Below are 25288 nucleotides of genomic sequence, written 5' to 3'. Positions count from 1 at the left end.
CCCTCAACGTCCCGCGCGGCACCTGCGCGCCGCGCTCTTACCCTCTGATCACGAAAGACTGAAGCCTCGGCGGGCCTTTCCGGCGCTCGTGAGCGGATTAGGCCCGCACGAGCGGCACCTTGGGCACGGTGCGCACGCCGCCCGAACCGCCGGACCCGCCGCCCTTGTCGTCCTTCTGGGCCTTTTTGCGGGTGGTCGCGCGGGGCTTCGAGCGCTTGTGCTTCCGGGTCGCGTTGGTAACGTCCTTCTCGGGTTTCGGCGTCACGGGGCCGGCCGGGAACTCGAAGCCGAGGCTGTCCTTCTCGCCCGCCTTGGCCTCCGCGTCCTCCGGCTTCTTGACCACCACCTTCACGGCACCGCCATCCTTGAGGCGTCCGAACAGGACCTCGTCGGCGAGCGGCGTCTTGATGGTCGACTGGATCAGCCGCGCCATCGGGCGGGCGCCCATCGCGTCGTCGTAGCCGTGCTCGACCAGCCAGTCGCGCGCCTCGTCCGAGAGCTCGATGGTGACGTTGCGGTCGGCGAGCTGGGCCTCGAGCTGGAGCACGAACTTGTCGACCACCTTGGCGACGACCTCCTTCGGCAGGTGGCCGAACGAGATGATCGCATCGAGGCGGTTGCGGAATTCCGGCGCGAACAGCCGGTTGATCGCCTCGACGTCGTCGCCCGAGCGCTTGGTCTGGGTGAAGCCGTAGGCCGACTTCGCCAGGTCGGACGCCCCCGCATTCGTCGTCATGATGATGATGACGTTGCGGAAATCGACCTGCTTGCCGTTGTGGTCGGTCAGCTTGCCGTGGTCCATCACCTGCAACAGGATGTTGAACAGGTCCGGATGCGCCTTCTCGATCTCGTCGAGGAGAAGCACGCAATGCGGGTGCTGGTCGATGCCGTCGGTCAGCAGGCCGCCCTGGTCGAAGCCGACATAGCCGGGGGGCGCGCCGATCAGGCGGCTTACGGTGTGGCGCTCCATGTATTCCGACATGTCGAAGCGCAGCATCTCGATGCCGAGGGAGGCGGCGAGCTGCTTGGCGGCCTCGGTCTTGCCGACGCCGGTCGGGCCGGCGAACAGGTAGGAGCCGATCGGCTTGTCGGGATCGCGCAGGCCCGCCCGGGCGAGCTTGATCGCCGAGGTCAAGGCCTCGATGGCGTTGGTCTGGCCGTAGACCACCCGCTTCAGGTTCTCGGTGAGGTGCTGCAGCACCACCGCGTCGTCCTTCGAGACGGTCTTGGCGGGGATGCGGGCCATCGTGGCGATGGTCGCCTCGATCTCCTTGACGCCGATGGTGCGCTTGCGGCGCGCCTCCGGCAGCAGCATCTGCGAGGCGCCGGTCTCGTCGATCACGTCGATCGCCTTGTCGGGCAGCTTGCGGTCGTTGATGTAGCGCGCGGACAGCTCGACCGCCGCCTTCACGGCATCGGTCGTGTACTTGAGCTTGTGGAACTCCTCGAAATACGGCCGCAGACCCTTCACGATCTCGATCGCGTCCGGGATCGACGGCTCGTTCACGTCGATCTTCTGGAAGCGGCGCACCAGGGCCCGGTCCTTCTCGAAGTACTGGCGGTACTCCTTGTAGGTGGTCGAGCCGATGCAGCGCAGCGTCCCCGAGGCGAGGGCGGGCTTCAGGAGGTTCGAGGCATCCATCGCGCCGCCCGACGTCGCGCCCGCACCGATCACGGTGTGGATCTCGTCGATGAACATGATGGCGTTCGGGTGCGCCTCGATCTCCTTCATCACCTGCTTGAGGCGCTCCTCGAAGTCGCCGCGGTAGCGGGTGCCGGCCAGCAGCGTGCCCATGTCGAGGGAGAAGACGGTGGCGTCGGCCAGAACCTCCGGCACCTCGTGCTGGATGATCTTGCGGGCGAGGCCCTCGGCGATCGCGGTCTTGCCGACGCCGGGATCGCCGACGAGGAGCGGGTTGTTCTTCTGCCGGCGGCAGAGCACCTGGATCGTGCGCTGCACCTCGGATTCGCGGCCGATCAGCGGGTCGATCTTGCCGTCGCGGGCCTTCTTGTTGAGGTTGACGCAGTAGGCGTCGAGGGCGTCGCCCTTCTTCTTGGTGCGGCTCTCCCCGTCCTCGCTGCTCGGACGCTCGCCCGAGCCCTCCTCGTCGGCCCCGCGCACGGGCTTCGCCTCGGAGGCGCCGGGGCGTTTGGCGATGCCGTGGCTGATGTAGTTGACCGCGTCGTAGCGGGTCATGTCCTGCTCCTGCAGGAAGTAGGCGGCGTGGCTCTCGCGCTCGGCGAAGATCGCCACCAGCACGTTCGCCCCCGTCACCTCCTCGCGGCCCGAGGACTGGACATGGATCACGGCGCGCTGGATCACGCGCTGGAAGCCGGCCGTGGGCTTGGCGTCCTGGCGTCCGTCGCCGGTGAGGTTCGAGAGTTCGGTGTCGACATATTCGACGAGGCTGCGCTTCAGCGCGTCGATCTCGACGTTGCAGGCCCGCATGACGGCGGCCGCGTCCTGATCGTCCACGAGGGCGAGGAGCAGGTGCTCCAAGGTCGCGTATTCGTGCCGGCGTTCGCCGGCGAGCGCCAGGGCGCGGTGGAGGGCTTGTTCTAGGCTACGTGAGAAGCTTGGCAAAGCGCTGCCCTCTGTCTGGGGTGCCTATTTCTTTTCCATAACGCACTGGAGAGGATGTTGATGTTTGCGGGCAAAGTCCATCACCTGCGTCACCTTGGTCTCCGCGACCTCGTAGGTGAACACCCCGCACTCTCCCACCCCGTTGTGGTGGACGTGCATCATGATCTGGTAGGCGTCCTCGTGGCTCTTGTTGAAGAACCGCTCGACGACGTGGACCACGAACTCCATCGGCGTGTAGTCGTCGTTCAGCAGCAGCACCCGGTAGAGGCTCGGGCGCTTCGTGCGCGGCTTCGTCCGCGTGATGATCGCGGTGTTCGAGCGGTCGTCGCCCCCCGGTGCACGCGGATCCGAGGCGGCGACGACCGGGGTCCGCTCTGTGCCCGGCCGAGGCGCGGCAGGCAGGGATGCGGAGCCCCGCATCGTCGGGACGTGAGACATCTGAATCGAACCGACCCCATCTGGCGGCATGGCTGCTCGCGGGGCGCGCCGGCGAGGCGCGCTCGCTACGACGGCAATCTATAGAGCGGGACGCGACTTCGCCAGTCGGCTGCGCGCACTTGTCCGTCACTCCGCGTCGATCGGTGCGAAGCCCGGCGACGGCCTGTGCGCCGGGGCACCGGGCCGCGCCGGGCGCAAGGCCTTGATCGAACACGGGAAGGCCGTCCGGCAGGGCGCCCGGACGGCCAGGAGCGCCCGGACGGCCAGGAGCGCCCCGACCGGGGTGCGGGCGTCAGGCGACCTTGGAGGTCAGGCCCGCGAACGGCTTCGCCAGGTCCCGGGCGAGGGCCACGTAGAGATCGCGCAGGGTCGCGGCCTGGGCAAGCGAGCGCTCGTAGGAGCCCTTCACGTAGGCGGTCTGGACCTCCACCGCCTTGCCGAGGCTGCCGGCCTTCGTGAGCTTCTCGGCGGTCGCGACGGTGTCCTCGAAGGACTGCTTGGCGAAATCGACCATCTCGATGCCGATGGTCTGGGTCGTCTTCGAGGCGGCGCCGACGCTCTGCATCACGGCGCTCATGCCGGTCTTGAGGGCGGCTTCGGTGGTCTCGAGGCTGTTGCTCATCGTCGATCCGGCGCCCCGCTCGGGACGCCCCTTCCAGGTTGGAGTGTGCAAGGGCGCCGGATCCGGCTCGCCCGAGGCGAGCCTGCCGGCAAGCCAAATATGTGCACTGCAACATGGATCGTCAAGACCATGTTGCAGTGCGAAACAAAGCCGCGAAAGCGCCTCAATCCATTAACCGGCCCGTAACCGCATCCTCCTACCGTAATTGACAGACGTTGCGAGGGCACGGCGCAGGCGCGCCCCTCGTGCAGATGGTGCGTTGCAAACCGGCGATGCCGGAAGGTCGGGGGCGGTCAGTCGTGATGCGTAGCGTATCGAGCCGCTCCGGGATGTCCCGCGCGCTGCCTGCCGCCCTCGCCGCCGCCGCGGTGCTCACCGCCCTCGCCTCGCCCGCCGAAGCCCGGCGCCGGCACGGCCATGCCCGCGCGGGCGGCGGCTACAACCCGCCCTACGCCGCGATGGTCGTCGACGTGAAGACGGGCAAGACCCTGCACGCCGTCAACGAGGATTCGCTGCGCCACCCGGCCTCCATCACCAAGGTGATGACCCTCTACATGCTCTTCGAGCAGATGGAGAAGGGCCGGTTCGCCCTCGATTCCGAGCTGACCATCTCGGCCCGTGCCGCCGCCCAATCGCCCTCGAAGCTCGGCCTGCGCCCGGGCTCAACCATCGAGGTCGAGGACGCCATCAAGGCGATCGTGACGAAGTCGGCCAACGACGTGGCCTGCGCCATCGGTGAGAACATCTCGGGCTCCGAGGAGCGCTTCGCGCAGGCGATGACGGCCAAGGCCCACGCCCTCGGCATGAGCCGGACGAACTACGCCAACGCCTCCGGTCTGCCGGATGCGGACCAGGTCACCACCGCGCGCGACCTGACGATCCTCGCCCGCGCCATCCAGGATCGGTTCCCGCGCTACTACCGCTACTTCCAGACCCGCTCCTTCGCCTTCCGCGGGCGGGTCATCGGCAACCACAACCACCTGCTCGGCCGGGTCGAGGGCGTGGACGGCATCAAGACCGGCTACACCCGCGATTCGGGCTTCAACCTGATGACGGCGGCGAAGTCGGACGACCGCCAGATCGTCGCCATCGTGCTCGGCGGCAAGTCGGGGGCGAGCCGCGACCGGATCATGGCCGACCTCGTGCGGGCGAGCCTGCCCCGCGCCTATGCGGGAGCCCGCCAGACCAGCCCGACCACGGACGTCGCCGAGCGCACCCGCCCCGCGGTCGTGGCCGACGCCGTCTCCCGTACCCGCACGCAGGTCGCCTCGGCGGAGGACGACGAGATCGAGACCACCGCCTCGACCGACCGCAACCAGCCCCTCGACATCAGCCCGAACCGCGCCACCACCACCCCCGGCAGCGCCGGCATGGCCTGGAAGTCTGGCCCGCAGGCCCTTCCGAAGGCGGCCCAGGCCTACGCGGCCCCGGCCGGCGGCCAGGCGCCCTTCCCGGGCTCCGCCAAGTCCGAGGCGCGCCTCGCCTCCGTCGATGGCGGCCAGGCCCGCACCGAGGCGCCGAAGCCCCTGTCCGGCCCCCGCGTCGTGCCGAGCCCCTGGGTGATCCAGCTCGGTGCGATGGACGACGAGGACAAGGCGAAGTCGATGCTCGCCGAGGCCCGCAGCCGCGGCGGCGGCGCCCTCGCCAAGGCCTCGCCCTACACCGTCAAGGTCGAGCACGGCGGAGCCACCCTGTTCCGGGCGCGCTTCTCCGGCTTCTCCGAGCAGGATTCGGCCCAGGATGCCTGCAAGGCCCTGAAGCGCAGCGGATTCAACTGCTTCGCCACCCGGAGCTGAGGCTCCGTCGACGGGATTCGGGGGCGGCCGTCAGCCGTTCCCGCAGAGTTCGCCGCAGGACGCGGGGTTGAACCCGGCCGCGGCGAGGACCGGCGCGCGCGCCGGTCCCGAGCGACGCCGCGCGGGGCCCGGGAGGGGCGCCGGGCGTCACCACTATCTGGCAACGCGCGTGGAGTATCAGCGATGTCGGTTCGTCAGTCTGTCCCGAGCCGCGTTGACGCGCGCGGCCCGCTCGGCGGTTCCGCCCTGGTCGGGGTGAAGCCGCTTCATCAGCGCCCGATGGGCCGTGCGGATCTCCTCTGGGGACGCCCCGCGCTGAAGCCCCAGGACCTCATAGGCCTCATCCTGCGTCATCGCCCCTGGGTCCGCCGGGCGGCGCGCCCGCGCGTCGGCATCGCGCTGAGCGTCTACACGCCAACCGGGGTGCCGGCCGTCGAGATACGCCTCTAGCAGGCGCGCGCCCTCGGGGTCGCGCAGGCGGCAGATCCCGAGCAGGTCGCGCAGGACGTCCGGTGCCAGCCGGTCGAGGGGCTCCCCCGCCAGCGGTCCGGCGCGCACGAAGCCGGGGCCGAGGCTGCCGTCGGGGAGGATCGCGAGCTCGATCACCGGGGAGCGGCGCGGCCGGGCGGCCGGCCGCAGCCGCTCGGCGAGGCCGCGCAGGCCGGCCGCACCCCATAGGCCCCGGGCGCCCGGCTTGCCCTTGAAGACGCCGCGCAGGCGCCGCCCGAGATTCTCCGGCCCTTCGAGGAGCCAGACCCCGCCGAGCCCGAGGACGAGCGCGAGGTCGATGCGCCCGCGCAGCAGGAAGAACGCCGCCAGGACGAGGGCGCCCCAGGCCGCCACGCGCCGCAGCAGCCGCCCGGTCAGGGCCGGGCCGAACCGGGCGCCGTTCTTCGAGAACCACCAGAGGGCGAGGCAGGCGAGCAGGCCGAGCGCGAGGGCCATGCTCAGCGCCGCACGTCGTAATCGGCCGAGACCCGGCCGCCGATGCGCAGCTTCACCCCGTTGCCGAGGTCCCGGAACCCGTCGGACGCGGCCGCGGCGCGCGGACGCGCCTGCGGGCCGCAGCCCGGCTGCGGCGGCAGGCGCACCCCCTCCGGCGCGTCCTCCGGGCAGAGGCGCGCGCGGGCGGGACGCTCGCCGGCCGGAGCCGGGGCGGCGGCGAGGAAAGCCGCCATCAGCATCAGGGCTCTCACAGCCGGTTCTCCGCGACGTCCGTCGTCGTCACCCGCACCGTGCGGGTGCGCCCGCCGCGCTCTACGGTGAGATCGATCGGCTTGTCGATGCCCGCCGCCTCGATCGCGGCCGTGAGGTCGGCGAGCCGGTGCACCGGGCGGTCGCCGACGCCCACGATGACGTCGCCGATGTCGCCGGTCTGCAGGTCGACGCCGCGCAGGCCCGCCTGGGCCGCCGGGGAGCCGCGCAGCACCCGCAGCACCACGACGCCGTCGATGCCGAGGCGGGCGGCGGTCGCCTCCTGGCCGGCGATGATGCCGATGCCGGGGTTGCGCACGCGCCCGTTGCGGATGAGGTCCGGGACCACCCGGTTCACTACGTCGACCGGCACCGCGAAGCCGATGCCGGCGCTCGCGCCCGAGGGCGAGAAGATCGCGGTGTTGACGCCGATCAGCCGGCCGGCGGAATCGAGCAGGGGCCCGCCGGAATTGCCGGGATTGATCGCCGCGTCGGTCTGGATGACGCCGGACAGCTCCCGCCCCTCCCCCGTGGGCAGGCGGCGCTGCAGGGCGCTGATCACCCCCGTGGTGAGGGTGTGGTCGAGGCCGAACGGGTTGCCGATGGCGTAGGTGGCCTGCCCGACCTTGAGATCGGCGGAGGTGCCGATGGCGAGGGGTGGCGGCGTCCGGGTGAGGCGCCCGAGCTGCAAGACGGCGAGGTCGTAGGCCGGCGCGGTGCCGACGACGCGGGCGGAGACCACCTCGCCGGAGGAGAGGCGCACCGAGATCGAGCCGCCCGACTGCGTCGCGCCCTGGACCACGTGGTTGTTCGTGACGACGTGGCCGGCCGCGTCCCAGACGAAGCCGGTGCCGGTCTGCGTGCCGCTGCCCTGCCCCTGCCCCTGGCCCTGCTCCTCCTCGTCATCGAGGCTCATCAGGGCGCGGCCCTGCGCGGCGGCCTGCGCGAAGACGTGGACGACGGAGGGGCTCGCCCGCTCGAACAGCGCGACGGTGGTGGCTTCCGCGGGCGCGAGGTCGCCCCGTGCCGTGATGGCGCGCGGCGTCTCGACCGAGAATAGGAGGGCGGTGAGGTAGGGCTGCGCGACGAAGAGCGTGAGGAGCACCAGCACCGCGGCCAACGCGATGCGCGCGAAGCGATCCGGCACGAGTGAACACTCCACCCCGTTCGTCCTGAGGCCGCAAAGCCACAGGGCACGCGCGTCCCGACGCGGGACGGACGCCCTTAACTGGGCGTTCAGGTTGCGGGCTTCAACGCTTGATGACGCCTGAACGCCGAGGTGTGGCAGCGCACGGTTGCACGGCGGCAGTCAAGCTAACGAAATGGTCACCCCTCGGGCTCACAATCTTCATCAAGTGAATGGGGAGCATCCTGGGGCGGCAGCCGAGCGCTTTGTGTCGAAATCATGGAGCGCGACGCGTTTAACTTGCGTCAATAGTTTGACCGACGACAGCAATGTGGGCGGAATGACCGCAAAGCCGCCCAAGTGATGCTTCCATTTGCAGGCAAACACATCCGGCCTTGGCTGACCCGTCTACTCAGGCCGTCAGCCGGCCCTCTACGGACGAACACGGTTCGGAAGGAACAGACTGAGATGGAAACCGAAGCTCTCGAACGCCCCGCCGATCTGACGATCTGGCGCACCGTGCCGGCGACCTCCCCGCTGGCGCAGCCCGAGCGCTATGGCACCCTGCGCGAGGCGATCGCCGCGGCCGCCGGAGCGCTGGCCGACCCCGCCAAGCAGCCCTGGATCATCACCGAGGAGGGCGAGATCCTCTCCCCGAACTGGATCCGCACCTACCTGAACTGAGGACCGCCCGAGGATTGCGGGGATAACGCCGAGGCGACTTTCGCCCGAGCGACCTCCGATCCGGCCCGGTCCGCCAACGACGCGGCGCTGCCGCCCGGGACCGTTCGGTCCGAGGGGCGGCTCCGTCGACAGGTCTGGGCAGGAACGGCCGACGGAGCTGTCGGACGAGGAAACCGATCCGACCGGCTCCGAGGGTCCCGAAATCCGATCCAAGCCGCATTCACAGACTTGAAGCCAGGCGGCAGAGCGTCGGCCGTGCGAAGCGCACCCTCGCCGAGCGCCGGCCCGCCTCCTTAGCCAACGTGAAGGTCGCCCCTTCCGGGCCGGATTAGCGTCGCTCTCCGGCAAGGCCCGGAGAGGAGACCGTGATGGCGCGCTACTTCTTCCATCTTCTGACCGGCCGCACGTTCAGCCGCGACGAGGAGGGCGTCGAGATCGGCACCCTCGACGATGTCCTGGCCCATGCCGCCGTCCTCGCCCGCCGTCTCATGGAAGAGACCTGCCTCGCTGGGTCCGCGACGCGCAGCGCCTTCGCGGTCGAGGATTGCGAGCGCCGCCTGATCCTCCACCTCTCGTTCTCGTCCCTCGACGGCTTTCGCCTCCACAAGTCCGGCCTCGACATGTCCGGGCTCGACACGCCCTGCGCCGACGCATCCCGGCCCGATCCCGTTCCTCCGACCCTGCACTGAGGCGCGGCACCGGCCTCTTCGGCACCCGCGCGCGTCGGGTCAGAGGGTCGCAGGCGCGCCGTTGCGCCCAGGTGCCGGAGGGCCGGCGCGGCCCCCCTCGATCACGGTGACTAACGCACGTTAATCCGGGGCCCCTGGCCCGCCGCTAAGGTCGCGGCGTCGCGTATCGAGCCGTCTGGATCCTGGCTGGTGGACAATCCGATCATCCGCAGGCTGGAGGGGTTCACGCGGCTGTCGCGCGACGAGAAGCAGGCCCTGGCGGAGGCGGCCTCGCAGCGGGTCCGGCGGCTCGGGGCGCGCGAGGACATCCTCGTCGAGGGCGAGCTGCCCCGCGACGTGCACCTCGTGCTCGACGGCTGGGCCTGCCGCTACAAGACCCTGGAGGACGGGCGGCGCCAGATCATCGCCTTCCTCGTGCCGGGGGATACCTGCGACCCCCACACCCTCGCTTTCCGGGAGATGGACCACTCCCTCGGCGCCCTGACGGCCGTGACGCTGGCCGAGATCTCGCGCGAGGGGCTGCAGAGCCTCACCGAGACTTCCCCGCGGCTGAGGCAGGCGCTGGTCTGGACGATGCTCGTCGCCCTGGCGGTGCAGCAGGAATGGACCGTGAGCCTCGGCCAGCGCACGGCCCTCGAACGCCTCGGCCACCTGTTCTGCGAGCTGTTCCTGCGCCTGCGCGCCGTCGGGCTCACGGACGGGAACAGCTGCGAGCTGCCCCTGACGCAGGGCGATCTCGGCGACGCCACCGGCCTCTCGAACGTCCACGTGAACCGGGTGCTGCAGGTATTGCGCAATTCCGGCTTGATCATCCTGAAGGGACGCATCCTGACCATCCCGGACCTGGCGCGACTGCAGGAGGTCTCGTTGTTCAGCGCCACCTACCTGCATCTCGACCGGGAGGGAGGCTCGCTCGACGCGAACGAGCCCTGAGACGGGCTCGCGCACGGCGCGAGCGTACCGGAACCGCGGTTTCTCTCGCGCTCTTCACGTATGTGAATGTCGCCTCACCCACCCCGCCCTACCCATGGTGGGGCCGGAGGAGCCAACCCCCCTCTCGTCCGGCTGGCACCGCCGGTCGAACTTTCCCCCGATCGCTTGAGCCGGCGGTGCCTATTTCCCGACAGCACCCGGATCGGATCGCGCCGCGCGCGGTCACTCGGCCGCGTCGCGCCCCCGAAAGCCCTCGATGCCCCGGCGCTCCGGGTTGATCGCCGCGAGGGCGCGCTTGGCCGCCTCGAGAGGATGCTCGGATTCGATGCGCACGGAGGTCAGGTCCGGGCTCTTGTAGACCGTCACGATGGTGTCCATCACCTCGGTCAGGGTGGTGCGCTTGTCCTCGGGGGCCGCGATCAGGAGTTGCAGGCCCCAGGCACGGTAGAGGTCGACGAGCCCCTGGGAGTTGCGCACGTCGAGTTTGGAGAAGGCCTCGTCGAGGAGGCAGAGGCCGAGGCCCGGATTCTCGTCGCCCGGCCGGTCCCCCGGATAATAGGCGCTCGCGAGGGAGGCCGCGATCGCCACGTAGAACGGCGCCTGCGCCTCGCCGCCCGAGCCCCGCAGCGCCCGGCTCGACATGGTGGTGCGGTTGCCCGCCCGGTCGCGCATGCCGATCTCGTAGACGAAGTAGTTGCGGTAATCCGCGAGGCGGGCCGCGTCCTCGCTGCCCGCGATGAGCTGCGAGATCTCCTCGAGCGCCGCCGCCATCGGCCCGTCGCCGGAGGCCGGCAGGACCGTCTGGGCCGCGTCCGGCGAGCGGGCGACCTCGGTGGCCAGCGCGTGCACGGCGGCGTAGCGCCGGTCGACCGTCGCCTCGAAGGCGTAGGTCTGGCCCGTGAAGGTCTGCGAGGAGAGACGCTCGTTCAGGGCATCGAGGCGGGCGCGCACCCGCTCGAACTTGTCGGCGAGGCGCGTCAGCAGGTCCTCGGTCATCAGGCGCCGCATCTCGCCCTCGGCCCGCTCGGCCTGGGCCCGGTAGCGGCGCAGCTCGTGGCCCGCCACCTCGTCGTGCTCGCGCTTGGCCCAGGCGTAGCCGAAGGTCGCCGGGACGTCGCCCTTGGCCAGCGGATTGTCGATTCGCCACTGCGCGCAGTACTCGGCGAGGTCGCGCTCGGCGGCACGCCCGTGCGAGCGGGCGCTCTCGGCGGCCTCCTTCGCGGCAGTGCGCTCGCTCGCCGCGAAGGCGCTGATCTCCTTGGCCTCGAGGCCGCGCAGCTCCGCCCGCACGCCCGCCGCCTCGGCGGGATCGAGGGCCTGGCCGCGGGCGAGGCGGATGCGGAGCGCATCGCCGCTGCGCAGGCGGTGCAGCGCGCCGCGCCGCGCCACGAGGGCGGCCCGGACCGCCTCGCGGGCGGAGGCGAGGCGCGCCCGGAGCTGCGCCTCCTCGCTGAGCAGCGCGTCGAGCTTGGGCTCCAGCATCTCGGCGAGCTCGCGCAGATAGGCGGTGCGCTCGGCCGCCAAGGCCTTGATCTCGGCCGCGATCCCGTCGGTGTCGCGCTTCTCGATGGCCTCGCGCTCGGTGGTCAGGGTGCGGCGGCGGCCCTCGATGCCGTCGGCCTCCTCGCGCAGCACGTCGATGTCGAGATCGCCCCGGGCGATGCGGGCGCGGATCTGCGCGGCGGCACGGGCCGCCTCGCGCAGGACCACGGCCTCCTGGCGCAGGCGGCGCGCCTCCACCACCGCGGCCTCGTGGTTGCGGCGGCTCTCGGGGGTCGGGCCGCGTTGGCCGCGGGTCATCAGGAGGTCGACGGAGCGCGTCACCGAGTAGGCCATGCCGGCGGTGGTGCGCCCGCTCGGCGCCACGGCGCGGCTCATCTGGGCGAGCTGCGCGTCGTTGGCCGCGAGGTCGTAGCCGCCGAGGCGCACGCCGAGGAACGCCTCGGCATGGGGATCATGGGTCTCGATCACCGACATGGCGCCGTCGTCGTAGCGCCGGGCGCGATGGCGCGCCGTGTCGGTGGTCTTCACCAGGATGCAGCGATGGTACTGGTTGCGGCCGGCCTGGAGCACGCCGAGGGCCTCCTCCAGCCGATCGGGCGGGACTACGAGGGCCTCGCGCGCCCGACCGAGCAGCGCCTCGAGGGCCGCCCCCCAATGGGGCTCGGCCACCTCGGCGAGCTCGCAGATCGGCACCGCGTCGATGCCGCGGCGGGCGAGCTCGCTCCGGAACGCCACCGTGTCCGGGGAGAGCCGCGCCGCCGCGGACCCTCCGCCGGCCGGCGGGGCGCAGCGCTCGGCCTCGACCTCCTGGGCGCGGGCCTTCAGGGCCACGTCCTCGGCGGCGCGGTCGAGGGCCTCGTCGAAATCCGGCAGGCGCGCGAGCCCGTCGAGGAGGCCGGCCAGCACGCCGTCCGGCCGCAGGGTCTCGTCGAGGGGCGCTTCCTTGCGCAGGCCCGCGCGGGCGCAGGCCTCCGCGAGCCGGGCCGCCTGGGGCGCCGCCTGCCGCAGGGTCGCGGCGACCGCCTGGAGCTTGCCCATCTGCTGGATCAGTCCGACGCAATCGGCGACGCGGGCGTTCAGCTCGCGCCGGTCACGCTCCAGCATGGCGAGGCCCGCATTCGAGGCGGCGAGCCGCCCCTCCGCGGCGCTGCCCGCCACCAGGGCCTTGCGCTCGGCGATCTCCCCGTCGATCTCGCGCACGAAGCCCTGGCTCGTGCGCACGCTGTCCCGGGCGATGCGCAGGGCCTCGCTCCCCTCGCGCAGGCGCCCGCGGACGGCCAGAAGGTCGACGGTGCGCCGCCGCAGGTCGGCGAAGGCGGCGCGGGCCTCGTGGGTCGCGGCGGCCAGCACCCCGTCGCCCCAGGATTCGTAGCGGCCGACGAGGCGGCCGAGGCGCTGGAGCTTGGCCTCCAGCTCCTCGATGGTCTCGAGGAGCCGGCGCCAGTTCTCGACGGATTGGCGCACCCGGGCGACGTCGAGGGGCTCGGGATCGAGCACGAAGGAGCGCACGAAGGCGCTCGAATCGAAGATCGGCTTGAACGCGACGGCGTTCGAGAAGGTGCGCAGGAAGTGGCGCGGGTCCGGCACCGGCGCGCCCTCCCGCAGGGTGGCCAGCACCTCGTTGGTGAAGCGTTCGCCCGAGGTGCGGAACTCCTCGAAGCGCTCGGACCGGGCGCGCAGGTCGGCGGCAATCTCCGACCAGGGGGCCGTGAAGCTGCCGTCCGGCGTGCTCCGGGCGTAATCCGCGATCTCGAAGCGATGTCCCGTCGCGATGAAGCGCGACAGCACCTCCTCCTTCGGCTCGTCGGAGCGCGCGGCGAGCGCGAGGCCGAAGGACACCGTGCGCCCCGTCACCTCGTTCTCGAAGACGAGGCAGATCACCGTCTCGCAGGATTCCCGCGTCGGCCGCCCGCCCTCGGCAGGGTCGCTGATCCAGCCGAGGCAGTAGTCGCGCACCGTGCGGGCGCTGCGGCCCGAGGCGGAGGCGTTCAGCGCCAGCCGGCTCGCGTTGTTGCCGGCCAGAACCGTTCCGACCGCGTCGAAGATCGTCGACTTTCCGGCTCCCGTCGGCCCGACGAGCGCCGCCGCGCCTCGGATCCGGATCTGTTCACGCCGGATGAGATACCAGTTCGAGAGGGCGATGTCGGTGAGGAGATACAAACCGGGCTTTCCGGCCGCGACGGCGGGGAGGTGGACGGAGCGCCCAGTTGGCCGGACTTTCCGGGCGATACAAGGGCGGCGGCGACACGGTTGGGCGGTGATCGCGCCCTGCCCCCGTCGCCGGGGCGGGCCTGCCCTAATCCTCGCCCGCCTCCGACCAGGCGCGGATCGCCTCGATCCAGGCATCCGGCGCGATCACCGCGATGCCGGGAAGGATCGAGACCGGGGTGATGCGCTCCGTGCGGTCGCGCTCGCCCAGGCGCAGCGCGCCGCGGCGGGCGAACAGGCGCAGGCACTCGATCAGGCGCGCCTCCTCGGGCGGCTCGCTGCGGGCGGCAGTGCGGATGCGGTCGGCGATGTCGTCGGTGGTGCACTCGACGAAGCCGTCGGTGGTGACCCGATGGTCGCGCAGCCCCTCCTCGTAGGCGAGACGCAGCGCCAGCAGCACCAGGGTCTCGTCCTTGCGCAGGCGCTCGGAGGCCATGTCGTGGCGCACGCCCGCGGGGGGCAGGCGCAGGCAGACCATCTGGTCGCGGTGGGCCACCTCGAAGGCGTAGCCGAGGCAGGCGAAGTAGTCGCGGAAGAACGGGGCGTAATGGCGGGCGAGCTCGTAGGAGCGGCCGATGCCCGGGGTGTCGGTATAGATCACCTGCGTCTTCAGGAGCACCTGCAGCGCGCGCGCGAGCTCGTCCGCGTCCGGCGCCCGCGCGCCCGGGGGCGCCGGCTCGTCGCCGTCGACGATGGCGCGGAAGGCCTCAAGCATGGGGCCTCGCCCGGGACTTGGTTGCGGGGCGGCCCTGAACTCCGAGGCCGGACCCGGCCCCGCGTCGCTCGACCACGAAATCAGGGCATTCGAGCCAGCCGTTCGAGACCCGGCCCTCGGCGCGCGACAGGGTGTAGCGCTGCATCAGGTGCCCGTCGAACAGGACGTCGATCTCGCGCAGGCGCTGGAAGATCACGAACTCGTCCACGTCCGCCACCGGGATCTCCGAGCCCCGGATCGCCGCGGCGCGGCCGAGCTTCCCCTCGAGGAAAGCCACGATCGCCTCCGGCGTGACGGTGGTGCGGCGGCGGAACTCGGCCTTGGCGTTGACGAAGGCCTCGATCGCCGGATCGAGGACGACCTCGGGCAGGGCCTCGACGGTGACGGGGGCCCTGCGCTGGCGCGGCCCGTAGAGATGGCCCTCGCCGATGGGCGGGCGCAGGAGCGAGAGCGCGGCGGGCAGGTCCGGCGGCTCCGGCGCGGCGCCGACCGCCCGCAGGGCCGCCGCGGTCCGCTCGATGCCGAGGGAATCCGGCCGGTCCATGTAGCGCACGGCCGCCGCGATGCGCCGCTCCATCCGCGCCACGATGTCGTCGACGACCTCGAGATGCCGGTCGAGGCCCTCGAACACGGCGAGGATCTCGGCGAGGTCGAGGCGCACCGCCCGCTCGGCCGCCGCGAGGTCGGTGGCCCGGCCCTCGCGCAGGCGAGCCTCGGCCAGCGCCCGGATCAGCAGGAAATCGCGCAGGGCCTGGCCCGCCTCGCGCACGATGGCGGAGCGGAAGCGGAATGGGTTGAAGCGCGTGTGCAGCGTCCGGTAGTCGCTGATCAGGTGGCGCTCGACGAAATCCTCGAAATAGAGGCGGAAGGCCGCGCGCAGGTCGTCCTCGCGCAGGATGCGCTCCTCGATCTTGCGCATCGAGCCCGCGAGGGAGCGGACGTGGCCGAGGAAGGTGCGGGCCGCCTTGGCGGCGTTCGAGAGCGCCTCCGAGCGCTCGCCCGGATTGGCGACGGCGCTCTCGAGGCTGCCCAGCACGTCGAGGACGGCGCCCCCGTAGGAGCGGGTCTCGCCGCGCTCGAGGCGCGACAATTCCTCGAGGAGGAGGCGCGCCTCCGGGTCGAAATCGACCACCGGCACGTAGCGCTCGCGCCGCTCGACCAGCCAGCCGGATTCGGTGAAGCGCCGGTAGAGGGCCGAGCGCCGCTCGACCGGATCGGCCGGGATCGCCTCGTCGTCGGCGATCTGCTCCGACGTCCAGCCGGCGGCGAAATCGCCGATCGCGGCGAGGAGCTCGCCCTTGCGGATCGGCTCCACCGAGGCACCCATCACCCGCCGGTGCAGGTGCAGGAGGAGCGCCGCGTTGAAAGCCCGGCTCGGCGAGGCGAGCGGCCGGAACAGGTCGTCGGCGAGGTGCGTGAAGAGCATCGTTCGCCCCCGCCGGGACCGTGGATGCGCCTACTTGGCGCCGAGGAGCTCGACGTCGAAGATCAGCGTCGCGCCCGGGGGAATCAGGCCGCCGGCGCCGCGGGCGCCGTAGCCGAGCTCGGCCGGGATCACCAGGGTGCGCTTGCCGCCGGTCTTCATGGTGGCGACGCCGAGGTCCCAGCCCTGGATCACCTGGCCTGCGCCGATCGTGAAGGTGAAGGGCTGGTTGCGGTCGCGGGACGAGTCGAACTTCTTGCCCTTCTGGCCGCTCTCGTCGAGCCAGCCCGTGTATTGCACGGTCACCTTCTGACCGGCCTTCGGCTCGGGGCCGGTGCCCACGACCTCGTCCTTGTACTTGAGGCCGGACGGCAGGGTGACGTAGTCGGCGGCGTTGGCGCTAGCGGTCATGGCGATCAGCACGGCTCCGGCAAGGGGTAGGATCGAGCGAGGCATGGGTCCTCCGAGGGGTCCGATGTCGCGGACCTTCGCGGGGCCTCTTACGAGGTCGGGCGCCCGGACGCCAGCCGCGGGAAGCCCGTGCGCGGCGAAGCCGGACGGAGCCCTCCCGGCCCCTCGCGCGTTCTCCGGCCTTCGAGCCGCCGAGACGGAAGCCCCGGAGATCCGATGAGCGTCACCGCCGAAGACTGGGATGCCCGCGTCACGCGCCTTTCGGAGAAGATGCCGGACAACCTGCGCCGGGCCGTCGACTGGCTGCGCGAGCCCTCGCGGCTCTGGATCCGCGTCATCGCGGCGATCCTGCTGATCCTCGGGGGCATCTTCTCGATCCTGCCGGTGCTCGGCCTGTGGATGCTGCCCCTCGGCCTCGCCCTCCTGGCCCAGGACGTACCCGTCCTGAAGGTGCCGATGGAGCGGGCGGCGCGCTGGATCGAGGCGAAGTGGGCGGCGTTCCAGGCCTGGCGCAAGTCCTGAGCACGCCTCAGCGGCAATCGCCCCAGGCGCCGAGCGTCTCGGTCTCGTCACGGCTGATGTTCTCGGAGGCCGCGGCCGGGGGCGCCTCGTCGCAGAGCCGGTCCCCGCCGATCGCCGAGAAGGCCGCCCGCACGTCCGGATCCGCCAGCGCCCGCGCGTAGGCCGCCCCGTCGCGGCAGGTCAGGCGGCCCCGGTCGAGGCTGGCATAGACCCGGCCGGTGGCGTGCTCGGCGAAGCGGATCGTCGCCATCCGTCGCGCGCATTGGCGCAGGAAGTCGGTGTTGCGCTCGGGCGCCATCTGGCTCGGGTCGGGATAGACCGCCTCCGGCCCGTCCGCGTCGATGTTGATCTTCCGGAACCGGTCGACGTCGAGGAGGAACTTCAGGTCGAGGATCGTCATCACGCCGTTGACCCCGAAGGCCACGGTGCGCGGGCGCTCGCCCTCGGGCACGCTGTTGTCCAGGAACTCGTAATGGACGCGCTTGTCCGCCTTGAGCGCCCAGGTGAAGAACAGGCGCGGCATCCCCGTATAGGCCTCGACATTGTGCGCGAGCAGGTCGTCCACCGCCTTGTAGCGGCCGAACTGCTCGCCCCGCTTCCAGGCCCGCTCCACCGTGGCGTCCGGGGGCGTGATCATGAACAGCATGAAGACGAGATGGCCGAACCGGGTGAGGAGCTGGCTGCCATCCTCGCTGCTGGCATCGGCGTTGAAGCTGTCGAAGCGGAAGCGGTCGATCAGGAGGTGCGACATCCGCCCCTCGCGGGCCTTGCGGGCCATGTAGCGGTCGAGCTTCTTGTCAACGACCTCCACTTCATGGCCCGTCAGGGTGCCGGCGTAGCGGCGCGCGGGCCCGAGGGAATCGTAATCGAGGAGGTACTTGCGCCAGATGTCGGGGGTGATCACGGCGAAGTCGGACCATTGCACGCCGATGCGCCCCGCGAGGGCCCGCTGCAGCGGGCGCATCGTGCTCTTGCCCGAAGCGGAGGCGCCCTTCACGTTCATGACGATGGGGTGTTCCTGCGCCGCGAGCGCGTGGTAGCCCTCGCGGACCGCCGCCTCATGGAACCAGGGCTCGATCAGGCGCCCGATCTGCCGGCTGCCGTAATCGTTGGTCACGAGGGTGCAGGCGAGCGAGCGCAGCAGCGCAGCGTCTCCGATGAGCTTGCCCCGGTGGCGGATGATCGCCGAGACGACGCGCTGAAGGGCCGCCGCGGCCGCGGCCGCGAGGGAGCCCGCATCCGCCGCCTCCCGCGCGCGCCATTCCGCGATGTGGCGCTGCGCCCGCTCCTCCAGGCTCTCGCGCACCGGCGCGACGGGGGGCGGGGCGCGGTCCCCGAGACCGAGCCAGGCGCGCCAGGACGAACCCCTCCGGATGTCCGGCGCGGGTGCCGGGCCGGGCGACAGGATGGCGGCGATCTCGCGCTCCAGAAGCGCCTCGGCCTCACTCCGCACCGCCTCGAAGCTGCGGCTGATCTCGGGGGCGTGCGGGGTGATGAAATCCGACAGGATCGTCGTGACGATGCGGCGGAAATTGACGCCGAGATCGGCGTATTTCTCGCCCACCGGCACCGAGAGATCCGCCATCACGCGGATCAGAAGCTCGTGCACGGCGAGGCGTTCGGGCCGGAAGGCCGCGAGATCCTGCAGGGGCAGGCCGGAGAAGCTGCCGAGCTCGAGAGCGTCCTCGAGGCGGGTCGAGACGTTTTCCGGCCGGTATATCGTGGCGAGGGGCAGGTAAGCCCGCGGCAGCGCGGATTCGATGCCCGGCCGCCAGGGGCCGAGGTCGGACGTCTCATGCTCCGTCGTCGCGCTCGTCACCGGCATCGGCCCTCGCCTGTCCGTTGAAGCGTGCCGCGATCCCCACCCTTCGCACCCCGGAGGCGCGCGGCGATGCGGCTCAGGCGGCGGCCGGCTCCGCCCGGAACAGGCTGGCGCAGCCGGAACTGCGGTGCATGCTCAGGATCGAGGCGCGGTCGATATCGGGGTTCTTCTCGAGGACGCTGCGGACGCAGGCGACCACCTTCTCGTACTGGCCGGCGTCGTAGTTCTGCTCGAGCGGGCTGACCGCGATGTAGGTCTCGACCACGAGGACGCGCTCGGCGCGCTCCCGGGTCACCTCGACCGCAATCCAGGCGGATTTTACCAAGCGGCTGCTGGCAAGCATGGGCGAACCTCCAAGTTTCGGCCGGTCTGACCGGCTCTTGCGGCAAGAATGGACCGCGAAGGCCTGCCTGCCAAGACCCGCTCCGCCCCGATCCGGCAGGTCTCGGGGGATCCGTGCCGGAGTTCATCGCAACATCGCGCGGCCCGAACCCTCGTCAGAGACTTCGCGGGACCCGTCCGGCGAGCGGGAGCCTCAGCTCTGGTAGGCCCGGCTGATCGTGTCGAGGATGATGCGCGAGGCCTCCGAACCATCCGGGTAGAACGCGATCAGCGACGACAGCAGGCCGAGCGCGACCACCAGCAGGACGGTGAGCTCGTCGCGGCCACGCTCCGTCTGGGCGATGGCGAGACCGGCGAAGGGGACGCTCTGCAGGACCAGGACTGCGGGAATGTTCATGGTTCGGGTCCGGAAGGTGGAGGGCCGTGTCGGCCTGCGATGGATGTTTCGGAGAGGTGCCGGACTCCTGGCACCAAATCTTTTTCGGAGGGAGTGGATTAAAAACGCATCAGATGCGTGTTTGGAATATTGCATACCAGAGACGATTGTTCCATCCTTGCGGGAACGGCCCCCGGGTCGCCAAAAAAGGAATCAGGGATGGAACGTCAGGATCCACCGTCGGCCAAGTGGCGCCAGCTCGCCCTCGGCGTGCTCTGCATGGCGATGATCGCCAACCTGCAATACGGATGGACGCTCTTCGTCGATCCGATCGACGCCCAGTACCATTGGGGCCGCGCGGCCATCCAGCTGGCCTTCACCTTCTTCGTCGCCACCGAGACCTGGCTGGTGCCGATCGAGGCCTGGTTCGTCGACAAGTACGGCCCGCGCATCGTGGTCTGCTTCGGCGGCGTCATGATCGGGCTCGCCTGGATCCTTGACGCCTACGCGTCGTCCCTGCCGCTGCTCTATCTCGCGGCGGTGATCGGCGGCATCGGGGCAGGCTCGGTCTACGGCACCTGCGTCGGCAACGCGCTCAAGTGGTTCCCGCACCGGCGCGGCCTCGCGGCGGGCGCCACCGCCGCCGGGTTCGGCGCCGGCGCGGCGCTCACCGTGGTGCCGATCGCCAAGATGATCGCCGCGAGCGGCTACCAGACGGCCTTCCTGACCTTCGGGATCATCCAGGGCGGCGTGGTGATCCTGCTCTCCTTCTTCCTGCGCAAGCCCTCGGTGGCCGCGCCGGTGCAGCGCAAGACCCTGCGCCTGCCCCAGGCCCAGTTCGACCGGACGCCGCGCGAGGCGGTGCGCACCCCGGTCTTCTGGGTGATGTACGCCATGTTCGTGATGGTGGCGGCGGGCGGCCTGATGGCGGCGGCACAGATCGGGCCGATTGCCCACGACTTCGAGGTCGCGGACGTTCCCGTCAGCATGCTGGGCTTCCAGATGGCGGCGCTTACCTTCGCGATCTCCCTCGACCGCATCTTCGACGGGTTCGGGCGCCCCTTCTTCGGCTACGTCTCGGACAATATCGGCCGCGAGAACACCATGTTCATCGCCTTCAGCATCGCGGCCCTCGCGGTGATCCTGCTGATCTCGAACGGGCACAGCCCGATCGTCTTCATCCTGGCGACAGCCGTGTATTTCGGCGTGTTCGGCGAGATCTACTCGCTGTTCCCGGCGACCTGCGGCGACACGTTCGGGTCGAAATACGCCGCCACCAACGCGGGCATGCTCTACACCGCCAAGGGCACCGCCTCGTTCCTCGTGCCCTTCGCGAGCCTGGTCTCCACCGCCTATGGCTGGTCGGCGGTGTTCGCGATGGTGATCGGCCTCAACGCGGTGGCGGCGATGCTCGCCCTGTTCGTGCTGAAGCCCCTGCGCACTCGCTATCTGACGGCCGAGCCCGCCGGGGCCGTGCTCAGTCCGAACTCCGCCCGGGCGGCCTGACCCCGGCCCCCGGCCTCGCCTTTTCCAGGAGCAGCCGACCCTGCGGCGGCGGATCCCGAGGGGTCCGCCGCCGTCGATGTGTCCGGACCGGTGGCGCCGCGCCTCGATCTTGCGCGCATTTTCAGCGACACTCGCGCGGCGCCGGGCGGAAGCGCTGCAGTGACAAATTTCAGATTTGACACTTGGTATCTGGTATGCCAGATTTCGATCGTGCGCGAACCGGCTTTCCGGTTTGCGCCGCGCTCGATGGGCCGACCGGGCGGGGCCTTCGCGAGCGTCTTGCCGCAGGATCGAGCGCGCCCGGCCAGACGCACGAGGCTGCCCTCGCGCGGGTCTGACGAACCCGCCAGGCCCTCCCCGATGCTTGAGACCCACGCGGACGACGTCGAATCGACGCGGCGCGCACACGACGCCGCGCGAGGCCATCGCGCGTGCGAACCGGAGGAAATGGCCATGGAACAGGAATTCCGCGTCCGGGCGCGCGCCGCCGCGGACGCGCCGCGCCGCAGCATCCGCGACAGGCCCAGGATCGGGCTACGCGACCGGTCCGAATGCGCCGCGATCCCGAATATCCCCGTGCGGGCCGACGTCTGGCACCTGAAACCAGACGATGTATAAGTCATAGGATATACCGCCTACCACGCGCCGGGCCCCGCCCTGGTCACCGCCGACCTGCCGTGCGACGCCCCGCAAGCCCGAAGACCGGGCGTGGCGCCGGCATCCCGTTCACTCGTTCAGGACTGAGAGTAACCCATGGACAAGGCTCTCGAAGGCGTGAAGATCCTCGACTTCACGCACGTGCAATCCGGCCCCACCTGCACCCAGCTTCTGGCCTGGTTCGGCGCCGACGTGATCAAGGTCGAGCGTCCCGGAGCCGGCGATGCCACGCGTCAGCAGCTCCAGGACATCCCGGACGTGGACAGCCTCTATTTCACGATGCTGAACCACAACAAGCGCTCGATCACCCTCGATTCGAAGAACCCCAAGGGCAAGGAGGTGCTCTGGCGCCTCGTGAAGGAGTGCGACGTCCTCGTCGAGAACTTCGCTCCCGGCGCCCTCGCCCGCATGGGCCTGACCTGGGAGAAGATCCACGAGGCCAACCCGCGCATGATCCTGGCCTCGGTGAAGGGCTTCGGCCCCGGCCGCTACGAGGATTGCAAGGTCTACGAGAACGTCGCGCAATGCGCCGGCGGCTCGGCCTCGACCACGGGCTTCCGCGACGGCCTCCCGATGGTGACGGGCTCCCAGATCGGTGATTCCGGCACGGGCCTCCACCTCGCTCTCGGCATCGTCACGGCCCTCTACCACCGCACCCATTCGGGCCTCGGCCAGCGCGTCGACTGCGCCATGCAGGACAGCGTGCTCAATCTCTGCCGGGTGAAGCTGCGCGACCAGCAGCGCCTGGCCCACGGCCCGCTCCACGAGTACAGCCAGTTCGGCGAGGGCGTGCCCTTCGGCGACGCCACCCCGCGCGCGGGCAACGATTCCGGCGGCGGCCAGCCCGGCCGCATCCTGAAGTGCAAGGGCCACGAGAACGATCCGAACGCCTACCTGTACTTCATCACCCAGGCCGCGGTCTGGGAGCCGATCTGCGACATCATCGGCGAGCCGGGCTGGAAGTCGGACCCGAACTACGCGACCCCGAAGGCGCGCCTGCCGCACCTCAACGAGATCTTCACCCGCATCGAAGCCTGGACGATGACGAAGACTAAGTTCGAGGCGATGGACATCCTCAACGAGTACGACATCCCCTGCGGTCCGATCCTTTCCATGAAGGAGATCGCCGAGGACGACGCGCTGCGCCGGACCGGGACGGTGGTCGAGGTCGATCATCCGACGCGCGGCAAGTACCTGACGGTCGGCAACCCCATCAAGCTCTCGGCGAGCCCCTCCGAGGTGGCGCGCTCGCCGCTGCTCGGCGAGCACAACGACGAGATCCTGCGCGACGTCCTCAAGTACACCGACGAGGAGATCCTCGAGATCTCCGGCTCCGGCGCCATCGGGGCTGTGCAGAAGATCGCCGCCGAGTGATCCTTCGCGGCCCCCGGTCCCCGGACCGGAGGCCGCCGCGATCCCGTCGTTCCGGGGTGCCTCGGCCGGGCCCGGAATCGAGACCACGGGTGGCGCTCCAGCCTGCTTTGCCTGAGTGTCTGGATTCCGGGGCCGCCCGCGGCGCCCCGGACCGTCGGCGTTTCCACCGTCCGCCGGTCACACCCGAACAGGTTCGGAGCCCTTCATGCGCATCGCATTCATCGGTCAGCAGGATTTCGGCAAGTCCGTGCTCGAGGCCTTCCTGGCGCGGGGCGACGAGGTCGCCGGCGTGTTCTGCGCCCCCGAGAAGGAAGGCGCGCGGCCGGACGTGCTCAAGGTCGCCGCGCTGGAGAAGGGCCTGCAGGTCTTCCAGTTCCCGAGCCTGAAGAGCGCCGAGGCCGAGGAGGCGATGCGGAGCCTGAACGCCGATCTCGGCATCATGGCCTACGTGCTGCAGTTCGCGCCGCAGAGCTTCGTCAACATCCCGACCCACGGCACCATCCAGTATCACCCCTCCCTGCTGCCGAAATATCGGGGCCCTTCCTCGATCAACTGGCCGATCGCCAAGGGAGAGACGGGGACCGGGCTGTCGATCTTCCGCCCGACCGACGGCCTCGACGAGGGCCCGGTGATCCTGCAGAAGACCTGCGAGATCGCGCCCGACGACACGATCGGCGAGGTCTATTTCAACCGGCTCTTCCCCCTCGGCGTCGAGGCGATGCTGGAGGCGGCCGACCTCGTGGTGACCGACCGGCACGTCGAGATCGCCCAGGACGAGGCGGCGGCGAGCTACGAGGGTTGGTTCCGCGCCCGCGAATCCGCGATCAACTGGGCGAACCACGTCGATCACATCTACAACATCATCCGGGCCGCCAATCCGGCGCCGGGCGCCTGGACGACCCTGAACGGCCAGAAGCTGCAGATCTTCGATGCCCGCAAGCACTCGGTGCGCACCATCGGCGCCGTCAGGGGCAAGATCGGCGAGGTGACGGAGGTCGGCGAGCAGTCGATCCGCGTCACCGCGCAGGGCGGTCAGATCGAGATCTTCAAGCTGAAGCTCGAGGGCGGCAAGAAGGTCTCGGCGGCCGAGCTCGCGCAATCCGGCGCCCTGAGCCAGGGCACGATCCTGGGCGGCTGAAGGCGCGTCGCGCCGGAGACAGCGCCCGTTTCACACTCAATCCTGCTGGGGCGATCAGGGTCGTTTGACATTGGGTATCTGGTATACCAATATTTCTTCATAAACTTGGCGCGCACTCCTTGCGGCGGAACCGCTGGCCCGGCCGGAACGGTCCGCCGACCACAGCGGGATGCGCCGCGGGCAGCCCGACGGCTAGGAGTCGGGGCAGCTTTGCGCTAGGTCTCGGCGACCGAGGCTTGGGCGTGAACCGGAGCGAGGCTCGGAACGGTTATTGGGTGATGTGATGGTGAAGAGCGACCAGTTCAGTATTACGCCGATCGTGGCCAGCTCCAGCCTGCGCACGCTCGCCTACGAGGCGCTCAAGGCGGCGATCACCAAGATGGACATCTACGGACGCCCCGACGAGGTGCGTCTCGACGAGCGCAAGCTCTCGCAGGATCTCGGCGTCAGCCGCACCCCCGTGCGCGAGGCGCTGACCGTGCTGGAGCAGGAGGGCTTCGTCCGCTCCGAGGCGCGACGCGGCGTGTTCGTGATCAAGAAGACCAAGAAGGAGATCGTCGGCATGATCCACGCCTGGGCGGCGCTGGAGAGCATGGCGGCGCGCCTGGCCTGCGAGCGCGCGACCGATGCGCAGCTGAAATCCCTGCGGGAGATCTTCCCCGAGTTCTACGAGGGCAAGCCCTCCGAGCACATCGATGAGTACTCGGACGCCAACATCCGCTTCCACCAGACCATCATCTCGCTCGGACAGTGCGAGGTGATTCAGGACCTCTCCAGCAACCTGCTGATGCATGTGCGCGGCATCCGCAACACCGCCCTGCGCCAGGGCGAGCGGGCCGAGAAGTCGATCAGGGAGCATGTGCAGATCATCAAGGCGCTGGAGGCCCGCAGGGACGATCTCGCCGAGCGCCTCGTGCGCGAGCACGGCCTTGGTCTCGCGGCGCACGTGCACCAGTACGGCGACTACCTCGAGTAGCCTTTCGCAGCAGCCCCTGCCGATCGCTCGGGACACGCCGCGGCGCATCGATCGCCGGGTACGAGACGTGGTGATCCGGCTTGTCTGCGGTCGATCTGCCGGACCTTGGTCTCTGGCTGATCTCTCGTCGATATCGCTTCGAAGCGGCGGGGTGCCGGATCGTTTCGGAACGCTGGCCCACTCCGGATCGCAAACATTTCCGATCAGGGCAGCGCGAACTGCCCCGCCGAACGCCATGCGCTCATCTCA

General features: G+C 70.4%; 23 protein-coding genes. 10 read left to right on the top strand and 13 right to left on the bottom strand.

Features of this window, described 5'->3' with window-relative positions; genetic code table 11:
- Window positions 1–97 precede the first annotated feature (97 nt).
- From clpA to F6X51_RS11480, 3 genes are all read right to left on the bottom strand, one after another.
- On the bottom strand, window positions 98–2584 hold the full coding sequence (gene clpA, locus F6X51_RS11490) for an ATP-dependent Clp protease ATP-binding subunit ClpA (RefSeq protein WP_150963711.1): 2487 nt from the start codon (window positions 2582–2584) through the stop codon (window positions 98–100).
- Window positions 2585–2608: 24 nt separating this feature from the next.
- Window positions 2609–3022, bottom strand: coding sequence for an ATP-dependent Clp protease adapter ClpS (clpS, locus tag F6X51_RS11485; RefSeq protein ID WP_407658511.1), 414 nt, complete (start codon window positions 3020–3022; stop codon window positions 2609–2611).
- 292 nt (window positions 3023–3314) lie between these two features.
- Window positions 3315–3644, bottom strand: coding sequence for a phasin family protein (locus F6X51_RS11480; RefSeq protein WP_150963709.1), 330 nt, complete (start codon window positions 3642–3644; stop codon window positions 3315–3317).
- Window positions 3645–3946: 302 nt separating this feature from the next.
- On the opposite strand from F6X51_RS11480, the gene F6X51_RS11475 reads away from it, so the two are divergent.
- Window positions 3947–5440 (top strand): serine hydrolase, encoded by a 1494-nt coding sequence (locus tag F6X51_RS11475; RefSeq protein WP_150963949.1) that lies wholly within the window; start codon window positions 3947–3949, stop codon window positions 5438–5440.
- Between the two features lie 177 nt (window positions 5441–5617).
- Here the strand turns inward: F6X51_RS11475 and F6X51_RS11470 are convergent, their stop codons facing one another.
- From F6X51_RS11470 to F6X51_RS11460, 3 genes are read right to left on the bottom strand one after another with little or no spacing between them, the layout of a single operon-like run.
- The gene (locus F6X51_RS11470) at window positions 5618–6385 is read right to left on the bottom strand and encodes a J domain-containing protein (protein WP_150963707.1); all 768 of its coding nucleotides are present in this window, start codon (window positions 6383–6385) and stop codon (window positions 5618–5620) included.
- A gap of 2 nt (window positions 6386–6387) precedes the next feature.
- Entirely contained in the window at window positions 6388–6636 is a 249-nt protein-coding gene (locus F6X51_RS11465) for a hypothetical protein (protein WP_246696753.1), read from the bottom strand.
- Window positions 6633–7781 (bottom strand): S1C family serine protease, encoded by a 1149-nt coding sequence (locus F6X51_RS11460; RefSeq protein ID WP_150963705.1) that lies wholly within the window; start codon window positions 7779–7781, stop codon window positions 6633–6635. The genes F6X51_RS11465 and F6X51_RS11460 overlap by 4 nt, the downstream gene beginning before the upstream one ends.
- 447 nt (window positions 7782–8228) lie before the next feature.
- Between F6X51_RS11460 and F6X51_RS11455 the strand changes: the two genes are divergently transcribed.
- From F6X51_RS11455 to F6X51_RS11445, 3 genes are all read left to right on the top strand, one after another.
- On the top strand, window positions 8229–8444 hold the full coding sequence (locus tag F6X51_RS11455; RefSeq protein ID WP_150963704.1) for a hypothetical protein: 216 nt from the start codon (window positions 8229–8231) through the stop codon (window positions 8442–8444).
- A gap of 368 nt (window positions 8445–8812) precedes the next feature.
- The gene (locus tag F6X51_RS11450; protein WP_150963702.1) at window positions 8813–9133 is read left to right on the top strand and encodes a DUF6894 family protein; all 321 of its coding nucleotides are present in this window, start codon (window positions 8813–8815) and stop codon (window positions 9131–9133) included.
- Between the two features lie 189 nt (window positions 9134–9322).
- A complete protein-coding gene (locus F6X51_RS11445) occupies window positions 9323–10066 on the top strand; it encodes a Crp/Fnr family transcriptional regulator (RefSeq protein ID WP_150963700.1) in 744 nt (247 codons plus the stop codon).
- 222 nt (window positions 10067–10288) lie between these two features.
- Here F6X51_RS11445 and F6X51_RS11440 read toward each other — a convergent pair whose 3' ends face one another.
- The 4 genes from F6X51_RS11440 to F6X51_RS11425 form a co-directional block, all read right to left on the bottom strand.
- Complete coding sequence (locus F6X51_RS11440; RefSeq protein ID WP_150963698.1) at window positions 10289–13729, bottom strand: SbcC/MukB-like Walker B domain-containing protein; 3441 nt, start codon at window positions 13727–13729, stop codon at window positions 10289–10291.
- A 136-nt stretch (window positions 13730–13865) separates the two neighbouring features.
- Window positions 13866–14492, bottom strand: a complete 627-nt coding sequence (locus tag F6X51_RS11435) for a DUF4194 domain-containing protein (protein ID WP_150963696.1) — start codon at window positions 14490–14492, stop codon at window positions 13866–13868.
- Window positions 14485–15918 (bottom strand): Wadjet anti-phage system protein JetA family protein, encoded by a 1434-nt coding sequence (locus F6X51_RS11430; RefSeq protein ID WP_246696752.1) that lies wholly within the window; start codon window positions 15916–15918, stop codon window positions 14485–14487. The genes F6X51_RS11435 and F6X51_RS11430 overlap by 8 nt, the downstream gene beginning before the upstream one ends.
- A 30-nt stretch (window positions 15919–15948) precedes the next feature.
- Window positions 15949–16371, bottom strand: coding sequence for an FKBP-type peptidyl-prolyl cis-trans isomerase (locus F6X51_RS11425; protein WP_150963694.1), 423 nt, complete (start codon window positions 16369–16371; stop codon window positions 15949–15951).
- Window positions 16372–16542: 171 nt separating this feature from the next.
- Between F6X51_RS11425 and F6X51_RS11420 the strand changes: the two genes are divergently transcribed.
- On the top strand, window positions 16543–16848 hold the full coding sequence (locus F6X51_RS11420) for a hypothetical protein (RefSeq protein ID WP_150963692.1): 306 nt from the start codon (window positions 16543–16545) through the stop codon (window positions 16846–16848).
- Window positions 16849–16855: 7 nt separating this feature from the next.
- On the opposite strand, the gene F6X51_RS11415 is transcribed toward F6X51_RS11420, so the two are convergent.
- From F6X51_RS11415 to F6X51_RS11405, 3 genes are all read right to left on the bottom strand, one after another.
- A complete protein-coding gene (locus tag F6X51_RS11415) occupies window positions 16856–18673 on the bottom strand; it encodes a DEAD/DEAH box helicase family protein (RefSeq protein WP_150963690.1) in 1818 nt (605 codons plus the stop codon).
- A 73-nt stretch (window positions 18674–18746) separates the two neighbouring features.
- Entirely contained in the window at window positions 18747–19013 is a 267-nt protein-coding gene (locus tag F6X51_RS11410; protein ID WP_150963688.1) for a hypothetical protein, read from the bottom strand.
- Between the two features lie 192 nt (window positions 19014–19205).
- Window positions 19206–19409, bottom strand: coding sequence for a hypothetical protein (locus tag F6X51_RS11405; RefSeq protein WP_150963686.1), 204 nt, complete (start codon window positions 19407–19409; stop codon window positions 19206–19208).
- 198 nt (window positions 19410–19607) lie between these two features.
- Here F6X51_RS11405 and oxlT point away from each other — a divergent pair, with 198 nt between their 5' ends.
- From oxlT to F6X51_RS11380, 5 genes are all read left to right on the top strand, one after another.
- Complete coding sequence (gene oxlT, locus F6X51_RS11400) at window positions 19608–20894, top strand: oxalate/formate MFS antiporter (RefSeq protein WP_150963684.1); 1287 nt, start codon at window positions 19608–19610, stop codon at window positions 20892–20894.
- Between the two features lie 360 nt (window positions 20895–21254).
- Entirely contained in the window at window positions 21255–21512 is a 258-nt protein-coding gene (locus F6X51_RS11395) for a hypothetical protein (protein WP_150963682.1), read from the top strand.
- Window positions 21513–21647: 135 nt separating this feature from the next.
- Window positions 21648–22925 (top strand): formyl-CoA transferase, encoded by a 1278-nt coding sequence (gene frc, locus F6X51_RS11390; protein ID WP_150963680.1) that lies wholly within the window; start codon window positions 21648–21650, stop codon window positions 22923–22925.
- A 205-nt stretch (window positions 22926–23130) separates the two neighbouring features.
- The gene (locus tag F6X51_RS11385) at window positions 23131–24063 is read left to right on the top strand and encodes a methionyl-tRNA formyltransferase (protein ID WP_150963678.1); all 933 of its coding nucleotides are present in this window, start codon (window positions 23131–23133) and stop codon (window positions 24061–24063) included.
- Window positions 24064–24346: 283 nt separating this feature from the next.
- Window positions 24347–25039 (top strand): GntR family transcriptional regulator, encoded by a 693-nt coding sequence (locus F6X51_RS11380; RefSeq protein ID WP_150963676.1) that lies wholly within the window; start codon window positions 24347–24349, stop codon window positions 25037–25039.
- The last annotated feature ends 249 nt before the right edge of the window (window positions 25040–25288 follow it).

The organism is Methylobacterium planeticum, from assembly GCF_008806345.1.
Classification (GTDB): Bacteria; Pseudomonadota; Alphaproteobacteria; order Rhizobiales; family Beijerinckiaceae; genus Methylobacterium; species Methylobacterium planeticum.
This window is presented reverse-complemented; position numbering and strand designations above follow the sequence as displayed.

Excerpts from the sequence above, each read along its gene's own strand:
- clpS (WP_407658511.1), bottom strand. The coding sequence starts at position 3,022 with ATGTCTCACGTCCCGACGATGCGGGGCTCCGCATCCCTGCCTGCCGCG.
- F6X51_RS11480 (WP_150963709.1), bottom strand. The coding sequence starts at position 3,644 with ATGAGCAACAGCCTCGAGACCACCGAAGCCGCCCTCAAGACCGGCATG.
- F6X51_RS11475 (WP_150963949.1), top strand. The coding sequence starts at position 3,947 with ATGCGTAGCGTATCGAGCCGCTCCGGGATGTCCCGCGCGCTGCCTGCC.
- F6X51_RS11470 (WP_150963707.1), bottom strand. The coding sequence starts at position 6,385 with ATGGCCCTCGCGCTCGGCCTGCTCGCCTGCCTCGCCCTCTGGTGGTTC.
- F6X51_RS11455 (WP_150963704.1), top strand. The coding sequence starts at position 8,229 with ATGGAAACCGAAGCTCTCGAACGCCCCGCCGATCTGACGATCTGGCGC.
- F6X51_RS11450 (WP_150963702.1), top strand. The coding sequence starts at position 8,813 with ATGGCGCGCTACTTCTTCCATCTTCTGACCGGCCGCACGTTCAGCCGC.
- F6X51_RS11435 (WP_150963696.1), bottom strand. The coding sequence starts at position 14,492 with ATGCTTGAGGCCTTCCGCGCCATCGTCGACGGCGACGAGCCGGCGCCC.
- F6X51_RS11430 (WP_246696752.1), bottom strand. The coding sequence starts at position 15,918 with ATGCTCTTCACGCACCTCGCCGACGACCTGTTCCGGCCGCTCGCCTCG.
- F6X51_RS11425 (WP_150963694.1), bottom strand. The coding sequence starts at position 16,371 with ATGCCTCGCTCGATCCTACCCCTTGCCGGAGCCGTGCTGATCGCCATG.
- F6X51_RS11420 (WP_150963692.1), top strand. The coding sequence starts at position 16,543 with ATGAGCGTCACCGCCGAAGACTGGGATGCCCGCGTCACGCGCCTTTCG.
- F6X51_RS11415 (WP_150963690.1), bottom strand. The coding sequence starts at position 18,673 with ATGCCGGTGACGAGCGCGACGACGGAGCATGAGACGTCCGACCTCGGC.
- F6X51_RS11410 (WP_150963688.1), bottom strand. The coding sequence starts at position 19,013 with ATGCTTGCCAGCAGCCGCTTGGTAAAATCCGCCTGGATTGCGGTCGAG.
- F6X51_RS11405 (WP_150963686.1), bottom strand. The coding sequence starts at position 19,409 with ATGAACATTCCCGCAGTCCTGGTCCTGCAGAGCGTCCCCTTCGCCGGT.
- oxlT (WP_150963684.1), top strand. The coding sequence starts at position 19,608 with ATGGAACGTCAGGATCCACCGTCGGCCAAGTGGCGCCAGCTCGCCCTC.
- F6X51_RS11395 (WP_150963682.1), top strand. The coding sequence starts at position 21,255 with ATGCTTGAGACCCACGCGGACGACGTCGAATCGACGCGGCGCGCACAC.
- frc (WP_150963680.1), top strand. The coding sequence starts at position 21,648 with ATGGACAAGGCTCTCGAAGGCGTGAAGATCCTCGACTTCACGCACGTG.
- F6X51_RS11385 (WP_150963678.1), top strand. The coding sequence starts at position 23,131 with ATGCGCATCGCATTCATCGGTCAGCAGGATTTCGGCAAGTCCGTGCTC.
- F6X51_RS11380 (WP_150963676.1), top strand. The coding sequence starts at position 24,347 with ATGGTGAAGAGCGACCAGTTCAGTATTACGCCGATCGTGGCCAGCTCC.